Genomic DNA, 21,782 nt, shown 5'->3' with positions numbered 1-21,782 from the left:
ACTCATGAAAATTTTCGTTAATCTATCATTTACGCTTTATTAATCGGAGCAAATTTGGCTAACAGGCGTTTGATTCCAACCGGACTTGGAAAGGCAATATCTAACTCCGTTCCTTCCCCTTGGCCTTTTACACTTACAACGGTTCCGATCCCCCATTTACCATGTTGGGCTTTATCGCCAACCTTCCAGCCAGCCTCATCCCCAGAAGGAGCTGAAACTGGGCGCATGACTGGTTTTCTGGCTGCAGCCGGTGTACCAAATGACGTTTTCGGCGTTCCGAACGATGTGCTGCGTCCTGAGCCAAATGATTTTCCAGTCGATCCAAATGGTGAATTCACTTTTTTCTCCGCTCGTTCGACCCCTTCGATCAGGTCTTCAGGGATTTCTTTTATAAAGCGAGAAGGTGGATTCATATTGGTTCTCCCAAACAATGTTCTCATTTGGGCGTTTGACAGGAACAGTGTTTGCTCCGCTCTAGTAATTCCTACATAGGCTAAACGGCGCTCTTCTTCCATTTCTACTTCTTCCATCAAAGATCGGCTATGAGGGAATACACCTTCTTCCATACCAATCAAGAAGACAACCGGGAATTCCAGCCCTTTAGCTGAGTGCAAGGTCATGAGCGTAATTGAATCTGCCTTTTCACCATCGTCATCAAGCGAATCAATATCAGCTACCAGGGCCAAATCAGTTAAAAAGGCAACAAGACTCCTATCTTCACTTGAATCTTCAAAGCTTTTCGTCACAGATAATAATTCTTCAAGGTTCTCAAGACGGCTTTGGGCTTCCAGCGATTTTTCCGCTTTGAGCATTTCACGGTACCCGGATTTTTCCAGTACTTCTTCAACTAGTTCTGTAACAGACAGAAACTCTTGCATATTGGTATAATTTCCGATTAAATCGCGGAATTCTCTAGCTGCTTTGGTGATTTTCGGACTCAAGCCCAATAGTTCCACTGACTCAAGAGCTTGGAAAAGGGATAAATCATGCATGTCGGCAAAATCGGCGATTTTATCGACGGAGCTTGACCCAATTCCTCGCTTTGGAACATTGATGACACGGCGTAAGCTAATATCATCATCAGGATTGGAGATTAGGCGTAAATAAGCTAACATATCCTTAATTTCTTTCCTGTCATAGAACTTTGTTCCGCCGACGATTGAGTATTCGATATTCGATTTTAGAAGTACTTCCTCCATGACACGGGACTGAGCGTTCGTGCGATAAAGGATGGCAATGTCGGTTAATTTGTTCTGATGATTACGGGTTAATTCTTTAATTTTTCCAGCAACGAATTGTGCTTCCCCCTGCTCACTATCCGCACGGTAATAAACAAGTTTGTTGCCTTCAGGGTTTTCGGTCCATAGGTTCTTCGCTTTACGGTTTAGATTGTTTTGGATGACCTTATTGGCAGCTAGAAGAATCCTTTTTGTTGAACGATAGTTTTGCTCTAGTAAAATAACGGTTGCGTTCGGATAGTCTTTTTCAAACGAAAGGATATTTGCGATATCCGCTCCGCGCCATCGATAAATGGATTGGTCAGAATCCCCTACCACGCATAAATTCTTGAAACGACTTGCAAGTAACTTTACTAACAGATACTGTGCTTTGTTCGTATCCTGATACTCATCGACATGAATATATTGAAATTTGCGCTGATAATATTCGAGGACATCAGGAACCCGTCTAAATAATTGAATCGTCAGCATAATGAGATCATCAAAGTCCAGTGCTTGATTCTTTCGTAATCGCTTCTGGTATTCTTCGTAGACATTACCTACGACGTCTTCAAAATAGCCTCCACCTGTTTTCTTATATTCGTCAGGTTCGATTAACTCATTTTTCGCTGAGCTGATGGCTCCTAATATAGCACGTGGATCAAATTTCTTCGGATCAATATTTTTTTCCTTAAGAATTCCTTTGACCACGGATAGCTGATCAGTTGAATCAAGAATCGTAAAATTACGATTAAAGCCGATTCGGTCAATATCTCTGCGTAAAATCCTTACACACATCGAGTGAAAGGTGGAAATCCAAATTTCTTCGGCAGCCCCGCCCATCATTTTTCCGATCCGATCTCTCATCTCTCGTGCGGCTTTATTTGTAAACGTAATCGCTAAAATATTATAAGGATTTACTCTTTTTTCTACAATCAAATAGCCAATTCGATGTGTCAGAACTCTTGTCTTACCACTTCCGGCACCAGCCATTAGTAACAGCGGTCCATCGGTTGCCTTAACGGCACTTTGCTGCTCTGGATTCAGTCCGTTTAATAGCTTATCAGTTAAATATTGCATTTAATATCCACCACCATTACAAACATTTGTTCTTATTTTTATCTTAACTCTATTTTTCTACTTTAGCAATGATCGGTCAATCTTTACTGTTTCCAAGGCAAGGTCAAAATTTTCATAAATGGCGTTTCCGACCACAATGACATCTGCATGCTTGGCCATTTCTGAGGCATGTTCAATGGTTGTTATTCCTCCGCCATAAAAAAGAATTGTATTTTCAAGCGACTTTTTTACGTTCGCAACCAGTTCAACATCACCATATTTACCGCTATATTCTACATAAAAAATCGGTAGCTGAAACATTTTTTCAGCCATTACCGCGTAAGCAATTACCTCTTCATTGGTTATGTTTGTTTTCGCATTTGTCAGTTTCGCAGCTTTGCAGTCCTCGTTTAAAATGCAATAGCCTTCCATGATAATTTCTTCCCAATCCATGATTTCACCAAATTCCTTAACCGCTTGGTGGTGAAGTCCCGTAATCCATTTGGTATCGCTGCTATTTAAAATGGTTGGAATAAAATAAAGGTCGAATCCTGGTGTAACCGTCTCAATCGTTGATACTTCAAGGACACATGGGACCGAAAACCTACGAATTCTTGCCATCAAATCGAGGACTTTTTCTAATGTAATCCCATCTGACCCACCTACGATAATGGCATCGGTTCCTGATTCACAGATTTTTTCTAAACGGTCTTCCGCTATTTCTTTATTTGGGTCGAGTTTAAACACATGCCGCCACTCGCGAAAATCATACATCAAAAAGATCCTCCCATATCATTAATTCCATTTCACCATTATAGCACTAGCCGATTCGATAAAAAAAGAAAACACTAAATCTAAATATAGAAATCATAACCAATTTTAAAGGTGAAAAAGAAAAACCGAAGAGCAATTTCTCCGGTTTGTTTATTCTTGTTCAGTTGCAGTCTTTTCGCCCTTAACTCGTTCAAGGACCATTTCATACGTATCGTTTCCATAGTTCAAGCAGCGTTTCACCCGTGAAATGGTGGCTGTGCTCGCTCCGGTTTCCGTTTCAATTTTGTGATACGTATTCCCTTCGCGTAGCATTCTTGCTACATCCAGACGCTGTGCTAATGATTGAATTTCATTAATTGTGCATAAATCGTCAAAAAAGCGATAGCACTCTTCAAGATCATTTAAGGAAAGAACGGCTTGAAACAATTGATCAAGCTCCTTACCCCGTAATTTATTAATTTGCATATTGTTTACCCCTTTAAAATGTCTATTTAGTTTACATCAAACGTGGCAATATTCTGAAGACCAGGTTTGGTAGGTACAACATTGACCCATGTTTTTCCTTGGACGAGTGGAACCTCTTCACCATTTTTGACTGGAACAATTTCACCGTTCTTATTCATCCACTCCACTTGGTTGACCTTACCCTTTTGAAGCAAATAGGCTTTTCCGCCAGACTTAAAATCGATATCTCGGCGCCCATAGGAATCGATAAACTGATGCTCAGCTTCGATAATAAAAATATTATCCAACAAAACAGGCTCTTTTGTATCTAAATCAATGGTTTGCTCGTTGCCTGAAAAACGAATATATTTACCGATCGTATCGTCAAATTTAAAGACTGAATTGGAAATTCCACTCTTAGAATAAGTAATCTTTACAGATTTAGCATCCTTACCCGTAATATTTTTACTTTCTTCTTTTGTGAAAAATTTAAATGGTGCTGGACTTTTTTCCATTGAGTATTTCTTCTGCTTAGCACCTTTTAAAATGTTTTCATACGTAATATAGGAGTTATGGGGTGCTTTTCGGGTTTTAGAGCGTTTAAATAGTGTACCATCATAGACCATCCCATTTAAATTATCAATATAGTTACCATTTAGGAGTTTCTTTGCTTCCGGGCTATAGCCATGGGCAATATAAAGAGCATTAAGTCCTTTTGCCAAGTATATATAATAGTCCCTTGCACTCCTTACCGGACCAATATTTGTCGGCTTTTCACTTTGAAATACTGCCAGGAAGCGAGTGATATCACCCTCTGCTAGAATTTCATAGACGATATCTGCCTTGTTCAGGCCCGATTGGGGTCTTGCTTTTGGGTGATTATTAATCATTACAGCTACCGCTCTTCCATCTGTGCTAGTTTCAGAGCCAATCCCTGTTAATGGATAAGAATACGGGTCAACTTGTTTCTCTTCTGGTTTATTCTCTGTTTGAGTTACAGGTTTTTCCTTCTTTACTGTTTCCATAACCTTTTCCTTATCACTACACCCAGAAAGTAGTAACAGGAAAGCCATCACGAAAACAACCCATTTTTTCATTTTCATGAACACACCCCTATTTACTTTCAATAAAAAAAAACACTTTCACGCTTTAAAACTTTACTCACTTACAGTTTAACGCATTATTGACGGAAAGAGTACTGTTTTATTCATTACATCGTACATTCCCTGTGGGGTAATCCGAATGTAAGGCAAATGTGTTGCAGAAAAGAAGGCAAGACTGTATATAGGATCTGAAAATGAATAGCCTCGTTCTCTTAACTCGGTAAGCAGCCTTTTTTCATGACTGATTAATTCTTCGATTGGAAGGTTTGACATGATTCCACCTAAAGTTAATGGTAACTCGCACACGACCTGATTGTCCTCAACCATCACAATGCCGCCGCCTAATTCTTTCATTCTAGTAAAAGCGTGGAGCATATCTTGTTTATTTTTTCCTATTAAAATAATATCTCCGGTATTTGAATACGAACTGGCCAACGCTGATAATGTAGTCGCAAATCCCTTTAATAACGTATTAATTCGCCATTTCCCATTGCGGTCAATCAATGTAAAAAAGCATTCATCATGATGTGATGGCAGTTCATCTCCTGAAGCATCAATAGAAATGGAATATGGCTTGGTGATGACGGCATTTTCCATCTTGATCCCAAACGGCATGGAAAACTGCATATCATCTACTGACAAATCCCAATCCAACTCCATCGGCTTTAGTCCATATTCGTTCCAAGTAATTGGCGGGTAGGCATCGGCCACTCGCTGTCCATCCCGTTTGACCCATTTTCCTTTCGCTAAAACGGAAACAGGTGTTGGATTTTCAATACTGGATAAGAAGTTTATATTGGCTACCCTGCCAGTGGCAATATTACCATGGAGATGGTCAATATTGTAATAGCGGGCAATGTTTACTGTTGCCATGTTATAGGCATCAATAACCGGAACACCTTTTTCAATGGCAATGCGAATCATTGCATCAGTGACTCCTTGCTCGTAAAAGGTTGAGGATGAGCCATCAGTATTAAATATTAATCTATCATATGCCTCTATGCCTAGTCGCTTCATATCATCCAATATGTTCGGAAGATCAGGTCGAATCGATGAATACCTTAAAGACACCATATACCCTTGCATTAATCGGTTATATACTTCTTCACCTGTCATCGCTTCATGGTCAGAGTCCGCACCAAGCAGCATCATTTTTGCCAATGTTTTTTCCGAAGCTCCTGGAAAGTGGCCTTCAATTTGCTTGCGCATCCGTTTTGCTTCTTGAATCCAATGGAGCATCATATCATCGCCATCAAGCAGTTTGGGCCATCCTGTCAATTCCCCGCCCTGAAGAACTGCATCGTGCTCAAGCCATGATTTAACATTACTATGTGAAAAAATTTCTTCTTCATGCAGAATTTCTGTTTGTGAATCAAAACGGCTCCACCAAAACATCGTTGTTGGAATAGAACGAAGATCCTTTAATAATGTAAACGCTTCCCCTTTTTCCAAATGTAAAACAAGGGCCATATTGTCATTAATTAATGTCGTTGTCCCGAACTGGGATGCATACGCAGCCAGTGTTTGGGGATTATATAATTGAAACGGATGGGCATGGGGTTCAATGTATCCCGGAACAAGAATCTCATTGGTGCAATCAATGATTTCACAGTTATCAAGATGTGTTGGCAAGTTCTCACCCACATAAACAATCCGATCTTCACAAATCCAAATATTTGCTCTTAACCACTTTTGAAACGTCTGATTTAAATACCAGGCGTTTTTCAATAAAATGGTTGGAGACGTTTTTCCATCCAAAACGGATACATGCATGCGTAAGTGTTTATTTTTCCAGCGGTAGCGTTGCTCTAGCATACGTCTTCCCTCCCCTTTTTTAAAAAAACTATCTATACAATAATAAGTTGATTTAACAGTAAAGAAAGCCCTTACAAAAAATTCTTTAGATACAATATTATCATATTTTACTGTTTAACGCATTAAAGAATTGATAATATTTGTAAACAATTTGTGAAGGAGTGAACAAAATGAATGTTAAACCAAATATTAGTATCTTAAATGCATTAATTCGGATTACGATTGGCTTAACGATTCTTTCCTGGACTACCTCTAAACTGGTCAAACACCCTTGGAGAGATTCTTATTTGTTTGTCGCATTGTGTGGGGCCATGAAGGTAGCAGAGGGAATTGTCCGCTATTGTCCGCTTACTGCTTTATTTGAAAAATGTCAGTGCATGATCGAGGATCACGATCGGGCGATGGATTCAATGGATGGAATGGAAGGACTTAATGGGGATGAAGATCAATTGGTTCCATATAATCCAACTTAAATTTGAATTTGGGGACTCCTGTTAGTATTTGTTAATATTTTCAATTTTTCGTAAAAATAATTCAAGTTTTGGTGGATAAATTTAATATTTCGTATAAATGATTTATATTTTGGTGGATAAAATTCAATTTTTCGTAGAAATAGCCCAAATTTTTATAAAAAGAATTAAATTTCACCTTTATTTTGCTAAAAAAGAGCTGACCCTAAAGAGGTCAGCTCTTGATTGGAGTTGATTGTTCATGTTTTGGGAGTATCTAACGGATATGTCGTTTGTTCTAATTGCCATTATCGGCAGCATTGTCGCACTTCTTTATGTGTTTATCCGTCGAACTGGAAAGAGGCGAGCCCGTTAGCGCGTAACGGGTTGGATCGCTTTTGCACCGATATCTTTTCGATAAAACACACCATCACATGTTAACTTTTCCAGTTCACGATACACTTTTTCTTGCGCTTCTACAATACTTTCGGCTTTGGCTCCTACAAGAAGCACCCTGCCTCCAGCAGTAACAAACTCACCTGCATCATTTTTCACTGTTCCTGCATGAAAAGTGAAAACCTCTTGATCATTTAACTCTGCTAACCCTGTTAACACTGCACCCTTTTCATATGCCTCAGGGTACCCTTTCGCAGCCACTACAGCACCGATCATAGCCTGTTCATCCCATTCAAGAGTAGGACATCCTCCATTTAAGAGCTCCAACACGACTTGAACTAAATCCGATTTCAATCTAGGCAGCACTACTTGTGTCTCGGGATCACCAAAACGGGCATTAAATTCAATCACCTTTGGACCATCAGGTGTTTTTATCAAACCCGCATATAACACGCCGCAAAAACTTCTGCCTTCCTGTACCATTGCTTTTGCCGCCGGAATAAGGACAGTATCAACAGCCGTTTGAACGGTCTCCGCACCGATTTGAGGAACAGGTGAGTAAGCACCCATTCCGCCTGTATTTGGACCAAGGTCACCATCATAGGCACGTTTATGATCTTGAGCGATTTCTAACGGTACGACGACCTCACCATTCACCAATGCCATTAACGAAAATTCCTCACCCGCTAAAAACTCTTCAATGACTACACGGGATGACGCAGCACCGAATTTTGCATCAACAAGCATTTCTTCCACGCTAGCAAGGGCCTCTTCTTTCGTGAGCGCTACGGTGACACCTTTTCCTGCTGCTAATCCGTCCGCTTTAATGACAATCGGCGCACCTTTTTCCTCAATATAGTTACGGGCATCCTCATATTTAGTGAAAACAGCATAATCAGCCGTAGGAATTTGATATTTCTTCATTAATTCCTTTGCGAATGACTTGCTTCCTTCGATCTCGGCTGCTGCTTGGCGCGGACCGAATACGGCCAAACCAGCAGCTTCAAATTTGTCAGCAAGTCCCTCTAGCAAGGGTACCTCAGGTCCAATAATCGTTAAGCCCACTCCATTGTCCTTAGCGAACTGAAGGAGCTGTTCATGTTCCGACTCTGCAATCGAGACAAGTTCCGCTACATCTGCCATTCCGGGATTACCAGGAGCAACAAATACTTTTTCTAATCCTGCGCTTTCACTTACTTTTCGGCAAATTGCATGTTCTCTACCACCACGGCCGATAATCAGTACGTTCATCGAATGCCCTCCATCGGTTTAATGTTTAAAATGTCTAACTCCTGTAAACACCATTGCAATTCCATATTCATCAGCCTTTTTAATCGAATCCTCATCACGGATGGATCCACCTGGCTGAATAATTGCCGTAATTCCAGCTTTCGCCGCTGCTTCAACGGTATCGTCCATTGGGAAAAAGGCGTCTGATGCAAGAGCCGCTCCCTCAGCCTTTGTACCAGCTTGCTTCAACGCAATTTCAGCTGCACCTACTCGGTTCATCTGTCCAGCACCAATACCAATGGTCATATCCTCATTAGTAACCACAATCGCATTTGATTTCACATGCTTGACAACTTTCCAGCCCAGCTTTAATGCTTCCCATTCTGCATCTGTCGGTTGTCTTTTCGTGGCAACCGTGACGTTCGCATCTTCTAATGTATAACGGTCTTGCTCCTGAACTAACAATCCGCCTTCAATCGTTGTCATTTTTAACTCTGGTTTTTTAACATCATTAAACGGAATGGTTAACAGGCGAAGATTCTTTTTCCCCGTTAAAATCGCTAATGCTTCCTCTGAGAAGGAAGGCGCAATGATAATCTCTAAGAAAATTTCATGAAGTTTGCTTGCTGTTTGGGCATCTACTTCACGGTTAAAAGCAATGATTCCGCCAAAAATGGACACAGGATCGGCCGCAAATGCTTTTGTGAACGCATCATACCCTGTTTCACCTGTTCCAACACCGCATGGGTTCATATGCTTTACGGCTACAGCCGCTGGTTCTGCAAACTCTTTAACAATCTGCAAGGCTGCATCCGCATCGTTGATATTGTTATAAGATAGCTCTTTTCCATGAAGCTGGACGGCATTCGCAATCGAGAATGTCGAACCAAGTGGCTTTTTATAAAAAGCTGCTTGTTGGTGTGGATTTTCCCCATAACGAAGAGACTGTTTTAATTCATATGTTACGGTTAATGTCTCTGGATTTTTTTCTTCAGCCAACTGGGTCATATACTCCGCAATTAAGGCATCATAGGCTGCCGTGTGGCGGAACACCTTTGCTGCAAGCTTTCTTCTTGTTTCAAACTTCGTTTCACCATCTGCTTTTAATTCAGCAATTACAGTCTCGTAGTCAGTTGGATCGACCACAACAGTGACATATTGATGGTTTTTGGCAGAAGCACGAAGCATCGTTGGACCGCCGATATCAATATTTTCAATCGCATCGGCAACTGTAACATCTGGCTTTTCGATTGTTTGCTGGAAAGGATAAAGATTGACGCAAACCAGTTGAATTGCTTGTATTCCATGCTCGTCTAACTGTTGTTGATGCTTTACATCATCCTGTTTTGCAAGCAAGCCGCCATGGATCAATGGATTTAATGTTTTCACACGACCTTCTAAAATTTCAGGAAAATTAGTTACATCACTAACGCTAAGAACAGGTATACCCTGCTCTTGAAGAGCCTTTTTCGTGCCTCCTGTGGAAATAAGTTCATATCCTAGGCTGACCAAATCCCTTGCAAATTCAGTTATTCCATTTTTGTCAGAAACACTAATTAGCGCGCGCTTTTGTGTCATTGATTACATCTCCTTGTGTCAATAGCATTTGCAGTACGGATGGATAAAGTTTATGTTCGCTTTTCTGGATTTTCTGCTGCAGGCTTTCTCTTGTCTCATTTTCGTCGAGTCGAACCCGCTCTTGAATAATGATTGGGCCCGTATCCATTCCCTCATCAACGAAATGGATAGTGACACCGCTCCACTTCACTTGAGCAGCCAATGCCTGCCCAATCGCATCTTTACCAGGGAAAGCTGGAAGCAGTGAAGGATGGATATTGATGATCCTTCCTTTATACTCAGCTAACAATTTCGAACCAATCAAGCGCATGTATCCGGCAAGGACAATGAATTCTACACCTGAGATCTTTAATTGAGCTAAAATTTCTTCCTCATAATGTTCCTTACTAGTATAGTCCTTTGCGGTAAAAACAAAACTCGGGATCTTTGCTGCTCTTGCTCTTTCAATCGCAAAGGCACCCGGTTTGTCGCAAACTAAAAGAGAAATATTTGCATCAAGATGGCCTGCTTGAACTACATCAATAATGGCTTGGAAATTACTTCCGCTCCCTGATGCAAACACAGCTATCTTTTTCATAGTCGGCCACCTTGAGCCTTGATGTTAATTCCTTCATTTCCAATTACCACACCAATTTCATAAGCGGTCTCTCCAGATTGGTTAAAATGTTCTAACAGGTCAGCTGCATTTTCCGGATCCACAGCAATCACCATGCCGATCCCCATGTTAAAAATATTATACATCTCTTGGTAATCAATTTGTCCATGAGAAGATAGTAGTTTAAAAACAGGTGGGATATCCCAGCTTTTTTCATACAACTCTGCACCTAGACCCGCTGGCAGCATGCGCGGAATATTTTCAATAAATCCGCCGCCTGTTATATGAGCCATCCCTTTTAATTGGAACTTTTTCAACGCGGACAAAATCGGTTTCACATAAATTTTTGTAGGCTTGAGCAACTCTTCACCTAATGTACACCCGAGTTCATCAACAAAATCAAGTAACGACCAGTCATTAAATACTTTTCTTACAAGTGAATAACCATTGCTGTGAATACCGCTCGATGCTAAGCCAATCAGCACATCACCCGCTTGAATCGTTTCGCCCGTGATGAGCTGCGATTTTTCACAGGCACCAACCGTAAATCCGGCTAAATCATACTCCGTTTCACTATACAATCCTGGCATTTCAGCTGTTTCACCGCCAACTAGCGCACAGCCAGCCTGCTCACAACCGTCGGCAATTCCTTTGACAATTGCCTCAATTTTTTCAGGCTCTGCTTTACCACACGCAATGTAATCTAAAAAGAACAAGGGCTCTGCACCCTGTACAACAATATCATTAACACACATCGCGACTGCATCGATTCCAATCGTATCATGCTTATCCATCCAAAAGGCAATCATCAGTTTCGTGCCCACCCCATCGGTGCCTGACACCAAAACTGGTTCTTTTAATTGGAGTGCTGATAAATCAAACATGCCGCCAAATCCACCCAAACCGCCAAGGACGCCAGCCCGGGCTGTTTTTTGAACATGCTTTTTCATTCTCTCTACTGCTTCATAGCCTGCTTCAATATTAACTCCTGCTTGCTTATACGCATTTGCCACGCTGCTCGCCCCATTCTACTTTTGGTAATAATATTGGAGTGTGTCAGGGTAAATTTCGGTTGGGTAATTTCCGGTAAAACAGCCAAGGCAATAACCGCTTGTGCCGTCCCCATCTTTTCTACCAATCGCTTCGATCATTCCCTCCACGCTAATAAACGTTAGCGTGTCCGCACCAATCAGTTCTCTCATTTCTTCGATCGATTTATCAGAGGCAATCAATTCTTCTTTTGTCGAGGTATCAATTCCATAGAAGCACGGATTTTTAATCGGAGGAGAGGTAATGACCACGTGAACCTCTGTTGCTCCTGCGTCTTTTAGCATCGTGACAATCCGCCTGCTTGTTGTTCCTCGAACAATCGAATCGTCCACCATCACGACTCTCTTTCCTTCTACTACGCCACGTACAGGAGAAAGCTTCATTTTTACCCCTTGCTCTCGTAACGATTGAGAAGGCTGGATGAACGTCCTTCCGACATAGCGGTTTTTGACTAATCCCATTTCATAGGGAATTCCCGTTGCTTCCGCATACCCAATCGCAGCTGAAATACTAGAATCCGGTACACCTGTGACGACATCCGCCTCAAACGGGGCTTCTACTGCCATTCTTTTCCCGAGGTTTTTACGGGCGGTATGAACGTTGATTCCTTGAATGTTACTGTCCGGTCTTGAAAAATAAATATATTCCATCGTACAAATAGCTTTCGTTGTACTTACAGCGAATTGTTCAGAAGTTATCCCCTCATCATTGATAATTAATAGTTCCCCGGGGCGAATATCGCGAATATATTCCGCACCTACTACATCAAAAGCACAGGTTTCTGATGCAACAATATAGGCATCACCAAGGCATCCAAGCGAAAGAGGTCTTAAGCCGTGCGGATCAAGAGCCACCATTAATTCGTTTTCTGTCATGATAAGGTAGGCATACGCCCCTTTTAACATCGAGAGCGCGTTTTTGGCACGGTCCCTTGAATCAGTATAGCCGCTTCTCTTCATTAAGTGAGCTAATACCTCGGTATCAGAGCTTGTTTGAAAAATGCTCCCTTGAGCCTCAAGCTGATGTTTTAATGAGTTCACATTAACTAGGTTGCCATTATGTGCAAGGGCAAGACTTCCCATTTGTGAATGAAACAAGAGCGGCTGAACATTTTCGTACCCGCCGCCGCCTGCTGTTGCATACCGAACGTGTCCAATCGCTGCAGTACCTGTTAGTTCCTTCATGGCACTAGCCGTAAAGATTTCGGACACGAGCCCTTCTCCCTTTACGCCTTTTAACTTACTTCCATCAGATACAACAATGCCTGTTCCTTCCTGGCCGCGATGCTGCAGGCTGTGAAGTCCGTAATAGGTAAGTTGTGCTGCGTCTACATGTCCCCAAACCCCAAAAATTCCACACTCTTCATTTAATCCCTTGATTTCAGGTAACATGGGATCGCCCCTTTCCAGGCATCTTTTAATTCTTCAATTGAAGCTTCAAGTACAGTTGACTCACCCATTGTGATTTGCAATTTAGCTGTATCATTCACTAAACCGATTTGTACTGCGTCTACTAAGCTTTCAAATTCAAGCTTATCTTCTTCTTTTACCGACAAAAGGAAACGAGATTGTGTTTCACTGAATAAGGCAGAAACTAGGTTCCCCGCTATTTCTACTTCCGCTCCAAGCTTTTCATTCGCAAAAAGACATTCAGCTAACCCGACGGCTAAACCGCCTTCTGATAGGTCATGAGCTGATTGAACCAATCCTGCACGAATCGCAGCTAGGACCTGATTCTGTCTTTCTTTTTCAATCGTTATATTTAATTCAGGGGCTTTACCGAACACCTTTCCGTTCAGAAGCTTTTGCAGTTCACTGCCGCCGAATTCATCCTTTGTCTCCCCGACTAAATAAATAAGGTTGCCGCTATTTTTAAAGTGCTGTGTCGTAATATGATCAATATCGGTTACTAAACCAACCATCCCGACGACTGGTGTTGGATAGATCGCTGTTCCACTTGTTTCGTTATATAAAGAGACGTTTCCACCAATTACCGGTGTCTCAAGAACACGGCAGGCTTCGCTCATGCCATCAGCAGCTTTTTCAATCTGCCAGAACACTTCTGGTTTTTCCGGGTTTCCGAAATTTAGGTTGTCTGTAATCGCTAATGGTTCCGCACCAGAACAAATAATATTGCGGGCTGCTTCTGCCACGGCGATCTTCCCACCCATTTCTGGATCTAAATAGACATAGCGGGAATTACAATCCGTTGTCATCGCTAATGCTTTCCTTGTTCCACGAATTCTAACAACGGCAGCATCTGATCCTGGGGAAACGACTGTATTGGTACGCACCATGTAATCGTACTGCTCATACACCCATTCCTTACTTGCAACAGTTGGCTGACGTAAAATTTGTAAAAGCGTTTCTTTCACATCATCTACCTGTGGAATTTCGTTCTCCATCGCTTGGAACTCTTTAAAATAGCTTGGTTCTTTTGACGGTTTTTGGTAAACCGGTGCATCTTCCGCTAACGCATCAGCCGGAACGTCCGCAACGATTTCCCCGTTATGAATGAGACGAAGCTGTTTATCGCTAGTTACTGTCCCGATACCAACTGCCTCAAGTCCGTATTTTTCAAAAAGCTCGACGATTTCTTGTTCTCTACCTTTTTTCACAACGATGAGCATCCGTTCTTGGGATTCAGATAACATCATTTCGTAAGCAGACATCCCTGTTTCCCGCTGTGGAACCAAGTCTAAATTCATTTCAATTCCCATGCCTGCTTTACTGGCCATTTCCGCAGATGAGCTGACAAGTCCCGCTGCACCCATGTCCTGAATGCCAACAAGTGCATCAAAATGAATTAATTCTAAGCAAGCTTCAAGCAGTAATTTTTCCATAAATGGATCGCCTACTTGAACTGCAGGACGATCCTCATTGGATTGTTCCGTTAATTCCTCGGAAGCAAAGGTTGCACCATGAATTCCGTCTCGGCCAGTTTTAGCCCCAACATACATAACAGTATTGCCTTCACCATGTGCTTGCCCTTTTTTAATGTCCTTATGGTCAATTAGTCCAACACACATGGCATTGACTAACGGATTTCCTTCATAGCAAGGGTCGAATTGGATTTCGCCGCCAACTGTTGGAATTCCAATACAGTTGCCATAGCCGGCAATCCCTGCAACGACCTCTTTAAATAAATAGCGTACCCGGGCGGAGTCCAGTTCACCAAAGCGAAGCGAGTTTAACATAGCGATTGGTCTTGCTCCCATCGAAAAAACATCGCGAATAATACCGCCTACGCCGGTTGCTGCTCCTTGATATGGTTCAATAGCTGATGGGTGATTATGACTTTCTATTTTAAAAACAACAGCCTGTTCATCGCCGATATCGACGATACCCGCACCTTCACCAGGTCCTTGTAAAACTCGTTCCCCTGTAATCGGGAACTTTCTAAGAATCGGCTTCGAATTTTTGTAGCTGCAATGTTCCGACCACATGACGGAAAATAAACCTGTTTCGGTATAATTCGGTGTACGTCCAAGAATGTTTTCAACCATTGCAAATTCTTCGTCGGACAAACCCATTTGCTGATATATTTTTTCTGCTATGATCTGGTTAGGATTTGGTTCAAGCGTTGACAACATGTGCTTCCCTCCAAGCTTTTACAATCGATTGGAACATTTTCAGTCCATCGGCGCCGCCTAATAGTTCATCTACTGCTCTTTCCGGGTGTGGCATCATCCCAAGAACATTTCCTTTTTCATTGGTAATTCCAGCGATATCAGCAAGACTACCGTTCGGATTCTGATTATAGGTAAAAACAATTTGATTATTTTCTTTCAGCTTCGCAAGTGTTTCCTCGTCACAATAGTAATTTCCTTCACCGTGCGCAACAGGGACAACAATTGATTCCCCTTTGCTGTATTCAGACGTAAACATCGTCTGATTGTTTTCTACTTTTAACTCAACAGGCTTACAAATAAATGAGAGGCTTTCGTTTCGTCTCATAGCCCCTGGAAGTAACCCTGCTTCGAGCAGAATTTGAAATCCGTTACATACTCCAAGAACCGGCTTTCCTGCTTCTGCCGCTTTGATGACTTCTTTCATAACATTACTAAATCTAGCAATAGCTCCAGTGCGCAAATAGTCACCATAAGAAAAGCCGCCTGGAAGTAAAATTCCATCAAATTCTTCTAAGCTTTCAGAATCATGCCAAACATATTCAACTTGCTCTCCAAGTTCATCTTGAATGGCATGGAACATATCAACGTCACAATTTGATCCTGGGAAGACGATGACTGCAAATTTCACAGAGTAACACACTCCTCTACTTCGTAACGGTAATCTTCAATGACCGGATTAGCTAAAAGATTGGTACAGATTTCATTGATCACTTCATTAATATCCCGATCTGATTTTTCAATCGTTAACTCCATAAATTTACCGATTCGGACATCGGCTACTTCCTTATAGTTTAGAGAATGTAAAGAGTTGGTTACTGCTTTCCCCTGTGGGTCTAATACACTTTCTCTTAACGTGACAAATACCTTTACTTTATACATGCTGACGTCCTCCCAATCTCGCTAAAATATTTTCGTAAGCATCTGTTAAACTTCCTAAATCACGACGGAATACATCCTTATCGAGCTTTTCATTGGTTTCTTTATCCCATAGCCTGCAGGTGTCGGGGGAAATTTCATCGGCAAGTAATATTTGACCGTCCTTGTCTTTTCCAAACTCTAGTTTAAAATCGATGAGACGTATGCCAAGTTCATTGAAGAAGCTTGATAAAACTGTATTAATTTGGAGTGCTTTTTCTCGTAAAATTGCTGCATCCTCTTCAGTTGCAACTTGCAGTTCAAGGATGTGATCTAATGTTACAAGCGGATCTCCAAGTTCATCGTTTTTCAGGTAAAACTCAACAATCGGCGTCGATAACTCGCGGCCCTCTTCGATTCCCAATCTATTGGCAAGGCTTCCTGCCGCAATATTTCGGACAACTACTTCAAGCGGAATGATGGTTACTTTTTTCACCAATTGTTCTATTTCAGATATACGCTCGATAAAGTGGGATTCAATTCCCTGTTCTTTAAGTTTTAAAAATAACAAACTAGTAATCTCGTTATTTAAACGGCCTTTTCCTGTGATGTCAGCCTTCTTTTGTCCGTTATAAGCAGTTGCTGAATCCTTATACTCAACCAAAACAATCTGTTCGTCGTCTGTTGCATAAATTCGTTTCGCTTTTCCTTCGTATAAAGGTTTTTTCATTGTAGAAACGCCTCCTATATTGCAATATTGGGAATCTTCATACTAGGCGAGAGGCATGGGTGCCCCAGCTCTCGCCTTTTTATGTTTTAGTCACATGTCCTTTTACTCATTCAACCCTAAGCGGTCAAAAATTGTATCTACATGTTGCAGATGATAGCTATAATCAAAACAATCGGCAATTTCAGCACTGGATAGCAGCGAAGTAATTTTATCCTCTGCTTCAATTAAGCTGCGGAAAGGAACTTGTTTCTCCCATGCTTCCATCGCCTTTGGCTGTACTGTGTCATAGGCTTCTTCGCGAGATAACCCCTTATCAATCAGCGCAAGCAACACACGTTGGGAATAAATTAACCCGAGGGTACGATCCATGTTGCGCTTCATATTCTCCGGATAAACAGTTAGGTTCTTCACAATGTTTCCAAAGCGGTTCAACATATAATTCAAAGCAATCGTGGCATCTGGCAAAATGATCCGTTCCGCAGATGAGTGAGAGATATCACGTTCATGCCAAAGCGGTACATTTTCGTAAGCCGTCATCATATAGCCACGAATCACGCGGGCTAAACCGGTCATATTTTCCGAACCTATTGGATTTCGTTTATGTGGCATTGCTGAAGATCCCTTTTGTCCCTTTGCAAAAAACTCTTCTACCTCACGAGTTTCACTCTTTTGCAGTCCGCGAACCTCAACAGCGAATTTCTCAATAGAAGTTGCAATCAAAGCAAGCGTCGACATGTAGTGGGCATGGCGGTCGCGCTGCAAGGTTTGCGTCGAAATCGGCGCCCGTTGCAACCCTAATTTTTCACAAACATACTGTTCTACAAACGGATTAATATTCGCGTATGTCCCCACCGCACCTGAAATCTTTCCGAACTCGATACCCTCGGCCGCTTGTCTAAAGCGCTCCAAGTTCCGTTTCATTTCTTCATACCAAAGGGCAAGCTTTAAACCAAATGTGGTCGGCTCCGCATGAACTCCGTGCGTCCGTCCCATCATTACCGTTAATTTATGTTCCTTGGCTTTATTTTTTAATATCTCAACAAAGTTTTCTAAGTCTTTTTGTAAAATCGCATTGGCCTGCTTTAATAAATAAGAAAGGGCCGTATCAACCACATCTGTTGAAGTTAGGCCGTAATGGACCCATTTCCGCTCTTCCCCTAATGTTTCAGAGACAGCTCGGGTAAAGGCAACCACATCGTGCCGTGTTTCCTCTTCGATCTCCTTAATGCGGTCAATATTAAAAGAGGCATTTTCACGAAGTTTCTTAACATCTTCCTTTGGAATATCCCCAAGTTCCGCCCATGCTTCACATGCAAGGATTTCCACCTCAAGCCAAGCATTAAAGCGGTTTTCCTCTGTCCAAATAGCTCCCATTTCCGGTCTAGTATAACGATCAATCATGTTTTATCCCCCGATCTTTTCTTTTGTTTTTTTCCAGATGCTGCTTTCATTAATTTCCGCAAGAGCCGCTTCGACACTCTCTCGCAAAATCGTCACATGGCCCATTTTCCGTTTGATTTTTGGTTCTTTTTTTCCATATAAATGAATCTTCCAGTCATTCAAAGTCGGAATTTCCTCATATAGGTTTTCAAGATGCTCTCCTAATAGGTTAACCATAACAGCCGGTTTTAATAGCCCCGTTCTCCCTAGCGGCCAATTACAGATCGCACGGATATGCTGCTCGAACTGTGACGTTTCACAAGCTTCAATTGTGAAATGGCCAGAATTATGCGGCCTTGGCGCCAATTCATTAATATAAATGGTTCCATCACTAGTCAAAAACATTTCGACAGCAAGCGTCCCGACCAATTGTAACGAATCGGCCAGCTTCTTTGCCAGTTGAATAGCTTCTCTTTGTAAAACTTGTGAAATTCGTGCAGGAACAATCGTCGTATCTAAAATATTTTCTTCATGAATGTTTTCAGCGACTGGAAAAAATGTCGTTTCACCATCAAGCTTTCGTGTCACAACCACAGATATCTCTTTTTCAAAGGGAATCCATTTTTCTACTACACAGGCACCATGTTTTAGAAGGGGTTCCGCTTTTGATAAATCCTGAGGTTCCCTAATCACCAGCTGGCCTTTTCCGTCATAACCGCCTCTTGCCGTTTTCAGGACAGCCGGGTAACCGATGGTGTTAATTTTTAAAAATAAATCCTCTATGCTGTTAACTACTTCATATGGTGCAACATCCACCCCAGCTTGTTGGATGGCTGCTTTCTCCTTAATCCTGTCCTGCGTGACCGTTAACAGCCGCGGCCCTTGCGGCACATAAGCTTGATCACATAACCAGTCTAATGTATCTGCATCAATGTTTTCAAATTCATATGTGATGACATCACTAACTTCTGCTAATTTACCGATGGCTTTGCGATCATCATAAGCCCCAATGACTTCAATATCTGCGACTTGTCCGCACGGAGAATCTGCCGTCGGTTCTAATACCGCAATTCGAAAGCCTTGAGCCTTTGCCGCTAGAGCCATCATACGACCAAGTTGGCCGCCGCCGATAATTCCTATCGTTGCTCCTGGTAAAATCGTTTTGTTAGACAAGTTGATCACTACTTTCCAGTACCTCTTGTTTAGTTGCTTCTCTTCTTGCTTCTAATTTTCCAGCTAATTCAGCGTCTCCCGTTGCTAAAATTTGTGCAGCTAGTAAACCGGCATTCACTGCACCCGCTTTGCCAATCGCTACTGTTGCTACAGGTACACCACCCGGCATTTGGACGATAGACAGCAAAGAATCCAATCCCTTTAATGCCTGTGTTTGTACGGGAACACCGATGACCGGCAAGATGGTTTGTGAAGCTACCATTCCGGGAAGGTGGGCCGCACCTCCGGCTCCGGCAATAATCACCTTTAAACCTCTATCTCTGGCTTCCTTTGCATATGTAAACATCAAATCAGGTGTCCGATGGGCTGATACCACTTTTTTTTCATAAGCAATTTCTAACTGGTCGAGAACCTCACAAGTATATTTCATTGATTCCCAATCCGATTTACTCCCCATGATAACTCCAACAAGAATGGACATCGCTAATCCTCCTTTTTTACCTAAATAAAAAGCCCGAACAAATAGCTTCTCAAGAAAGAGAAAGCCATTTGTTCGGGCATAACAATAGAAAGGGGCCAGCCCTTAATCTACCGAACATATTGACTTTCCCTCATAGTCCAATAATTTACGGTTATTGGGTAGAAACTTATGGGCCATATCCCCATGGATATACGAGGGTAAAGATAAATTGTTTAATTCACTCCTATATAGTACAATCAACTCAGGAAGGTGTCAACACATAAATCGAACGTTATTTTCAAATCGAACTATAATGTTCGTGTTTTACTCTGTTAATATGCCTTCAAAGATGATTTGGCGTGCTACAGGTTCATAAATAGTTTCGCTGCCTTTTTTTATTTCATGAAAAATTGGCTTCTCCGTTCGGCGTACAGGCGTATATCCCAACGTTTTCATTCTATTCAAGCATTCCTCAATACTTTCGTTTTCATGTACCTCAAATTGCATTTTCTTTTTACCCATTGACACTAATTACCTCTCTTTCCACCTTTAATGTCTCTCTCTAAGTAAGGCATTTTCTACCTCTCTTAATAACATAGTGTCTTCTGCCAACTTTATTTCGTAATCAAACAGGGTTTGAGCAATAATCCTTCTTGCTTCTTTTGCCGCATCCCAGTAATAGGCATCATCCACAAGACCCGTTACTGTGTATTCTATCCCTCGATAACCCGAATTTATCGTAGTCATTCCATATACTTTGAACGGCTCTATCGCACAATTGGAATGGTCTAACTTTAAACATGGTTTGTGTACTTCATTTATTTTTTCACACGCAATTTCAAGAATTTCAAACACCCTTTCAGGATTTTCCCGATAGCTTACCACTACTCTTTCAATCACCCTCATTTGATCGATATTAAAGTTGTGAATCTGTTTTACTTCTCCATTGCTTATCGTTAAAACCTTTCCACTCCATTCTCTAATCTTTAAGAACCTTAATCCTATATCCACAACCGTTCCATTAAAGGTATTATTGATTGTGATAAAATCGCCTTTATGCAGCTGCTTTTCATAAATTAAGAAAATACCTGAGAGAATATCTTTGATTAAGCTTTGCGCCCCAAACCCAACGATTACCCCGACAACCCCTGCTCCAGCAAGAATTCTTCCAAAATTACTTACGTATTGGGATATCGCAAAAAAGATGAAACTAATCGTAACTGTGTATTTTGTTAAAGAGCGGATCATGCTTTCAATCGTTTGCTCTTTTCGTTCCTCAATGAAATGGGTTTTTAGAAAGAAATTATGAACTGTTTTATTTATGATAAAAACAATGACCCTTGCAATAACAGCAGCTATTAGAATACTTATCAGTTTATTGTGATGCAGGAATTCCATCCAATCCATCATATCACCCACTTGTCTTCCAATCATACTTAGTGTTTACAATGTTTGATGATAATAACAATTGATGGAAAAATAATTTTACTTTTTTCCTGCTCACTTATGGAGTTTTGTCTTTAGGAACCTTTCCGATAGACATTTCTCTTGTTTACTTGTGGGATTTTGTCCTTCGGATCCTTAACAATAGGCATTTTACATGTTAACCTGCATGGTAAAATAAACATCTAACACCAAACAAGTTTCTCTCCATAACAAAAAGGACAACCTTTTCAGGTTGTCCTTTAAATAGTGCCTGGCAACGTCCTACTCTCACAGGGACGCGTGTCCCAACTACCATCGGCGCTGAGAAGCTTAACTTCCGTGTTCGGTATGGGAACGGGTGTGACCTTCTCGCCATTGCTGCCAGACTATTTTCTTTTGAGGTATCATTCCCTCAAAA

General features: G+C 41.5%; 21 protein-coding genes, 1 rRNA gene and 1 riboswitch. Of the genes, 2 read left to right on the top strand and 20 right to left on the bottom strand.

Annotated features, from left to right (window positions below; translation table 11 throughout):
• Window positions 1–29: 29 nt before the first annotated feature.
• The 5 genes from pcrA to J7E66_RS03450 all read right to left on the bottom strand — a co-directional run bounded on the left by pcrA (window position 30) and on the right by J7E66_RS03450 (window position 6,412).
• Window positions 30–2,297 (bottom strand): DNA helicase PcrA, encoded by a 2,268-nt coding sequence (gene pcrA, locus J7E66_RS03470; protein ID WP_214998045.1) that lies wholly within the window; start codon window positions 2,295–2,297, stop codon window positions 30–32.
• Between the two features lie 57 nt (window positions 2,298–2,354).
• A complete protein-coding gene (gene pcrB, locus J7E66_RS03465; protein WP_214998044.1) occupies window positions 2,355–3,050 on the bottom strand; it encodes a heptaprenylglyceryl phosphate synthase in 696 nt (231 codons plus the stop codon).
• A 150-nt stretch (window positions 3,051–3,200) separates the two neighbouring features.
• Entirely contained in the window at window positions 3,201–3,515 is a 315-nt protein-coding gene (locus J7E66_RS03460; protein WP_214998043.1) for a YerC/YecD family TrpR-related protein, read from the bottom strand.
• Between the two features lie 26 nt (window positions 3,516–3,541).
• Window positions 3,542–4,591 carry a DUF3048 domain-containing protein gene (locus J7E66_RS03455; RefSeq protein ID WP_214998102.1) on the bottom strand — a complete coding sequence of 350 codons (1,050 nt, stop codon included), beginning with the start codon at window positions 4,589–4,591 and terminating at the stop codon, window positions 3,542–3,544.
• A 75-nt stretch (window positions 4,592–4,666) separates the two neighbouring features.
• Entirely contained in the window at window positions 4,667–6,412 is a 1,746-nt protein-coding gene (locus J7E66_RS03450; protein ID WP_214998042.1) for an adenine deaminase C-terminal domain-containing protein, read from the bottom strand.
• Window positions 6,413–6,582: 170 nt separating this feature from the next.
• Between J7E66_RS03450 and J7E66_RS03445 the strand changes: the two genes are divergently transcribed.
• Together J7E66_RS03445 and J7E66_RS32750 are read left to right on the top strand one after the other, a co-directional pair.
• A complete protein-coding gene (locus tag J7E66_RS03445; protein ID WP_214998041.1) occupies window positions 6,583–6,885 on the top strand; it encodes a YgaP family membrane protein in 303 nt (100 codons plus the stop codon).
• Window positions 6,886–7,123: 238 nt separating this feature from the next.
• On the top strand, window positions 7,124–7,237 hold the full coding sequence (locus tag J7E66_RS32750; protein WP_348982634.1) for an EYxxD motif small membrane protein: 114 nt from the start codon (window positions 7,124–7,126) through the stop codon (window positions 7,235–7,237).
• Here J7E66_RS32750 and purD read toward each other — a convergent pair.
• From purD to rrf, 15 genes are all read right to left on the bottom strand, one after another.
• Window positions 7,234–8,508, bottom strand: a complete 1,275-nt coding sequence (gene purD / locus J7E66_RS03440; RefSeq protein ID WP_214998040.1) for a phosphoribosylamine--glycine ligase — start codon at window positions 8,506–8,508, stop codon at window positions 7,234–7,236. The two genes, J7E66_RS32750 and purD, sit on opposite strands and share 4 nt — an antisense overlap.
• Before the next feature lie 18 nt (window positions 8,509–8,526).
• Window positions 8,527–10,065 (bottom strand): bifunctional phosphoribosylaminoimidazolecarboxamide formyltransferase/IMP cyclohydrolase, encoded by a 1,539-nt coding sequence (purH, locus tag J7E66_RS03435; protein WP_214998039.1) that lies wholly within the window; start codon window positions 10,063–10,065, stop codon window positions 8,527–8,529.
• Window positions 10,040–10,642 (bottom strand): phosphoribosylglycinamide formyltransferase, encoded by a 603-nt coding sequence (gene purN / locus J7E66_RS03430; RefSeq protein ID WP_214998038.1) that lies wholly within the window; start codon window positions 10,640–10,642, stop codon window positions 10,040–10,042. Before purN ends, purH begins: the two co-directional genes overlap by 26 nt.
• Window positions 10,639–11,673: a phosphoribosylformylglycinamidine cyclo-ligase gene (gene purM, locus J7E66_RS03425; RefSeq protein WP_214998037.1), complete on the bottom strand. Its 1,035-nt coding sequence runs from the start codon at window positions 11,671–11,673 to the stop codon at window positions 10,639–10,641. The genes purN and purM overlap by 4 nt, the downstream gene beginning before the upstream one ends.
• Window positions 11,674–11,688: 15 nt before the next feature.
• A complete protein-coding gene (gene purF / locus J7E66_RS03420) occupies window positions 11,689–13,101 on the bottom strand; it encodes an amidophosphoribosyltransferase (protein WP_168241646.1) in 1,413 nt (470 codons plus the stop codon).
• A complete protein-coding gene (purL, locus tag J7E66_RS03415; protein ID WP_214998036.1) occupies window positions 13,077–15,302 on the bottom strand; it encodes a phosphoribosylformylglycinamidine synthase subunit PurL in 2,226 nt (741 codons plus the stop codon). Before purL ends, purF begins: the two co-directional genes overlap by 25 nt.
• On the bottom strand, window positions 15,286–15,969 hold the full coding sequence (purQ, locus tag J7E66_RS03410) for a phosphoribosylformylglycinamidine synthase subunit PurQ (RefSeq protein WP_214998035.1): 684 nt from the start codon (window positions 15,967–15,969) through the stop codon (window positions 15,286–15,288). Before purQ ends, purL begins: the two co-directional genes overlap by 17 nt.
• Window positions 15,966–16,220: a phosphoribosylformylglycinamidine synthase subunit PurS gene (purS, locus tag J7E66_RS03405; RefSeq protein ID WP_214998034.1), complete on the bottom strand. Its 255-nt coding sequence runs from the start codon at window positions 16,218–16,220 to the stop codon at window positions 15,966–15,968. The genes purQ and purS overlap by 4 nt, the downstream gene beginning before the upstream one ends.
• Window positions 16,213–16,926 carry a phosphoribosylaminoimidazolesuccinocarboxamide synthase gene (gene purC, locus J7E66_RS03400; RefSeq protein ID WP_098934681.1) on the bottom strand — a complete coding sequence of 238 codons (714 nt, stop codon included), beginning with the start codon at window positions 16,924–16,926 and terminating at the stop codon, window positions 16,213–16,215. Before purC ends, purS begins: the two co-directional genes overlap by 8 nt.
• A 102-nt stretch (window positions 16,927–17,028) precedes the next feature.
• On the bottom strand, window positions 17,029–18,327 hold the full coding sequence (purB, locus tag J7E66_RS03395; RefSeq protein ID WP_088085139.1) for an adenylosuccinate lyase: 1,299 nt from the start codon (window positions 18,325–18,327) through the stop codon (window positions 17,029–17,031).
• Between the two features lie 3 nt (window positions 18,328–18,330).
• On the bottom strand, window positions 18,331–19,479 hold the full coding sequence (gene purK, locus J7E66_RS03390) for a 5-(carboxyamino)imidazole ribonucleotide synthase (protein WP_214998101.1): 1,149 nt from the start codon (window positions 19,477–19,479) through the stop codon (window positions 18,331–18,333).
• Complete coding sequence (gene purE, locus J7E66_RS03385) at window positions 19,472–19,960, bottom strand: 5-(carboxyamino)imidazole ribonucleotide mutase (RefSeq protein WP_088085138.1); 489 nt, start codon at window positions 19,958–19,960, stop codon at window positions 19,472–19,474. Before purE ends, purK begins: the two co-directional genes overlap by 8 nt.
• A 113-nt stretch (window positions 19,961–20,073) precedes the next feature.
• A riboswitch (purine riboswitch) is annotated at window positions 20,074–20,175 on the bottom strand.
• A gap of 88 nt (window positions 20,176–20,263) precedes the next feature.
• Window positions 20,264–20,467 carry an NETI motif-containing protein gene (locus tag J7E66_RS03380; protein WP_374103824.1) on the bottom strand — a complete coding sequence of 68 codons (204 nt, stop codon included), beginning with the start codon at window positions 20,465–20,467 and terminating at the stop codon, window positions 20,264–20,266.
• 21 nt (window positions 20,468–20,488) lie between these two features.
• The gene (locus tag J7E66_RS03375; RefSeq protein WP_214998033.1) at window positions 20,489–21,349 is read right to left on the bottom strand and encodes a mechanosensitive ion channel family protein; all 861 of its coding nucleotides are present in this window, start codon (window positions 21,347–21,349) and stop codon (window positions 20,489–20,491) included.
• Window positions 21,350–21,633: 284 nt separating this feature from the next.
• Window positions 21,634–21,750, bottom strand: a 5S ribosomal RNA gene (rrf, locus tag J7E66_RS03370).
• Window positions 21,751–21,782 lie beyond the last annotated feature (32 nt).

The organism is Bacillus sp. ISL-7 (assembly GCF_018613065.1).
This window is presented reverse-complemented; position numbering and strand designations above follow the sequence as displayed.

Coding starts and splice junctions, on each gene's coding strand:
- purC (WP_098934681.1), bottom strand. CDS start 16,926: ATGAAAAAACCTTTATACGAAGGAAAAGCGAAACGAATTTATGCAACA.
- purS (WP_214998034.1), bottom strand. CDS start 16,220: ATGTATAAAGTAAAGGTATTTGTCACGTTAAGAGAAAGTGTATTAGAC.
- J7E66_RS03460 (WP_214998043.1), bottom strand. CDS start 3,515: ATGCAAATTAATAAATTACGGGGTAAGGAGCTTGATCAATTGTTTCAA.
- J7E66_RS03450 (WP_214998042.1), bottom strand. CDS start 6,412: ATGCTAGAGCAACGCTACCGCTGGAAAAATAAACACTTACGCATGCAT.
- purH (WP_214998039.1), bottom strand. CDS start 10,065: ATGACACAAAAGCGCGCGCTAATTAGTGTTTCTGACAAAAATGGAATA.
- purB (WP_088085139.1), bottom strand. CDS start 18,327: ATGATTGATCGTTATACTAGACCGGAAATGGGAGCTATTTGGACAGAG.
- purL (WP_214998036.1), bottom strand. CDS start 15,302: ATGTTGTCAACGCTTGAACCAAATCCTAACCAGATCATAGCAGAAAAA.
- pcrA (WP_214998045.1), bottom strand. CDS start 2,297: ATGCAATATTTAACTGATAAGCTATTAAACGGACTGAATCCAGAGCAG.
- J7E66_RS03455 (WP_214998102.1), bottom strand. CDS start 4,591: ATGAAAAAATGGGTTGTTTTCGTGATGGCTTTCCTGTTACTACTTTCT.
- J7E66_RS03375 (WP_214998033.1), bottom strand. CDS start 21,349: ATGATGGATTGGATGGAATTCCTGCATCACAATAAACTGATAAGTATT.
- purE (WP_088085138.1), bottom strand. CDS start 19,960: ATGTCCATTCTTGTTGGAGTTATCATGGGGAGTAAATCGGATTGGGAA.
- purD (WP_214998040.1), bottom strand. CDS start 8,508: ATGAACGTACTGATTATCGGCCGTGGTGGTAGAGAACATGCAATTTGC.
- pcrB (WP_214998044.1), bottom strand. CDS start 3,050: ATGTATGATTTTCGCGAGTGGCGGCATGTGTTTAAACTCGACCCAAAT.
- J7E66_RS32750 (WP_348982634.1), top strand. CDS start 7,124: ATGTTTTGGGAGTATCTAACGGATATGTCGTTTGTTCTAATTGCCATT.
- J7E66_RS03445 (WP_214998041.1), top strand. CDS start 6,583: ATGAATGTTAAACCAAATATTAGTATCTTAAATGCATTAATTCGGATT.
- purF (WP_168241646.1), bottom strand. CDS start 13,101: ATGTTACCTGAAATCAAGGGATTAAATGAAGAGTGTGGAATTTTTGGG.
- purN (WP_214998038.1), bottom strand. CDS start 10,642: ATGAAAAAGATAGCTGTGTTTGCATCAGGGAGCGGAAGTAATTTCCAA.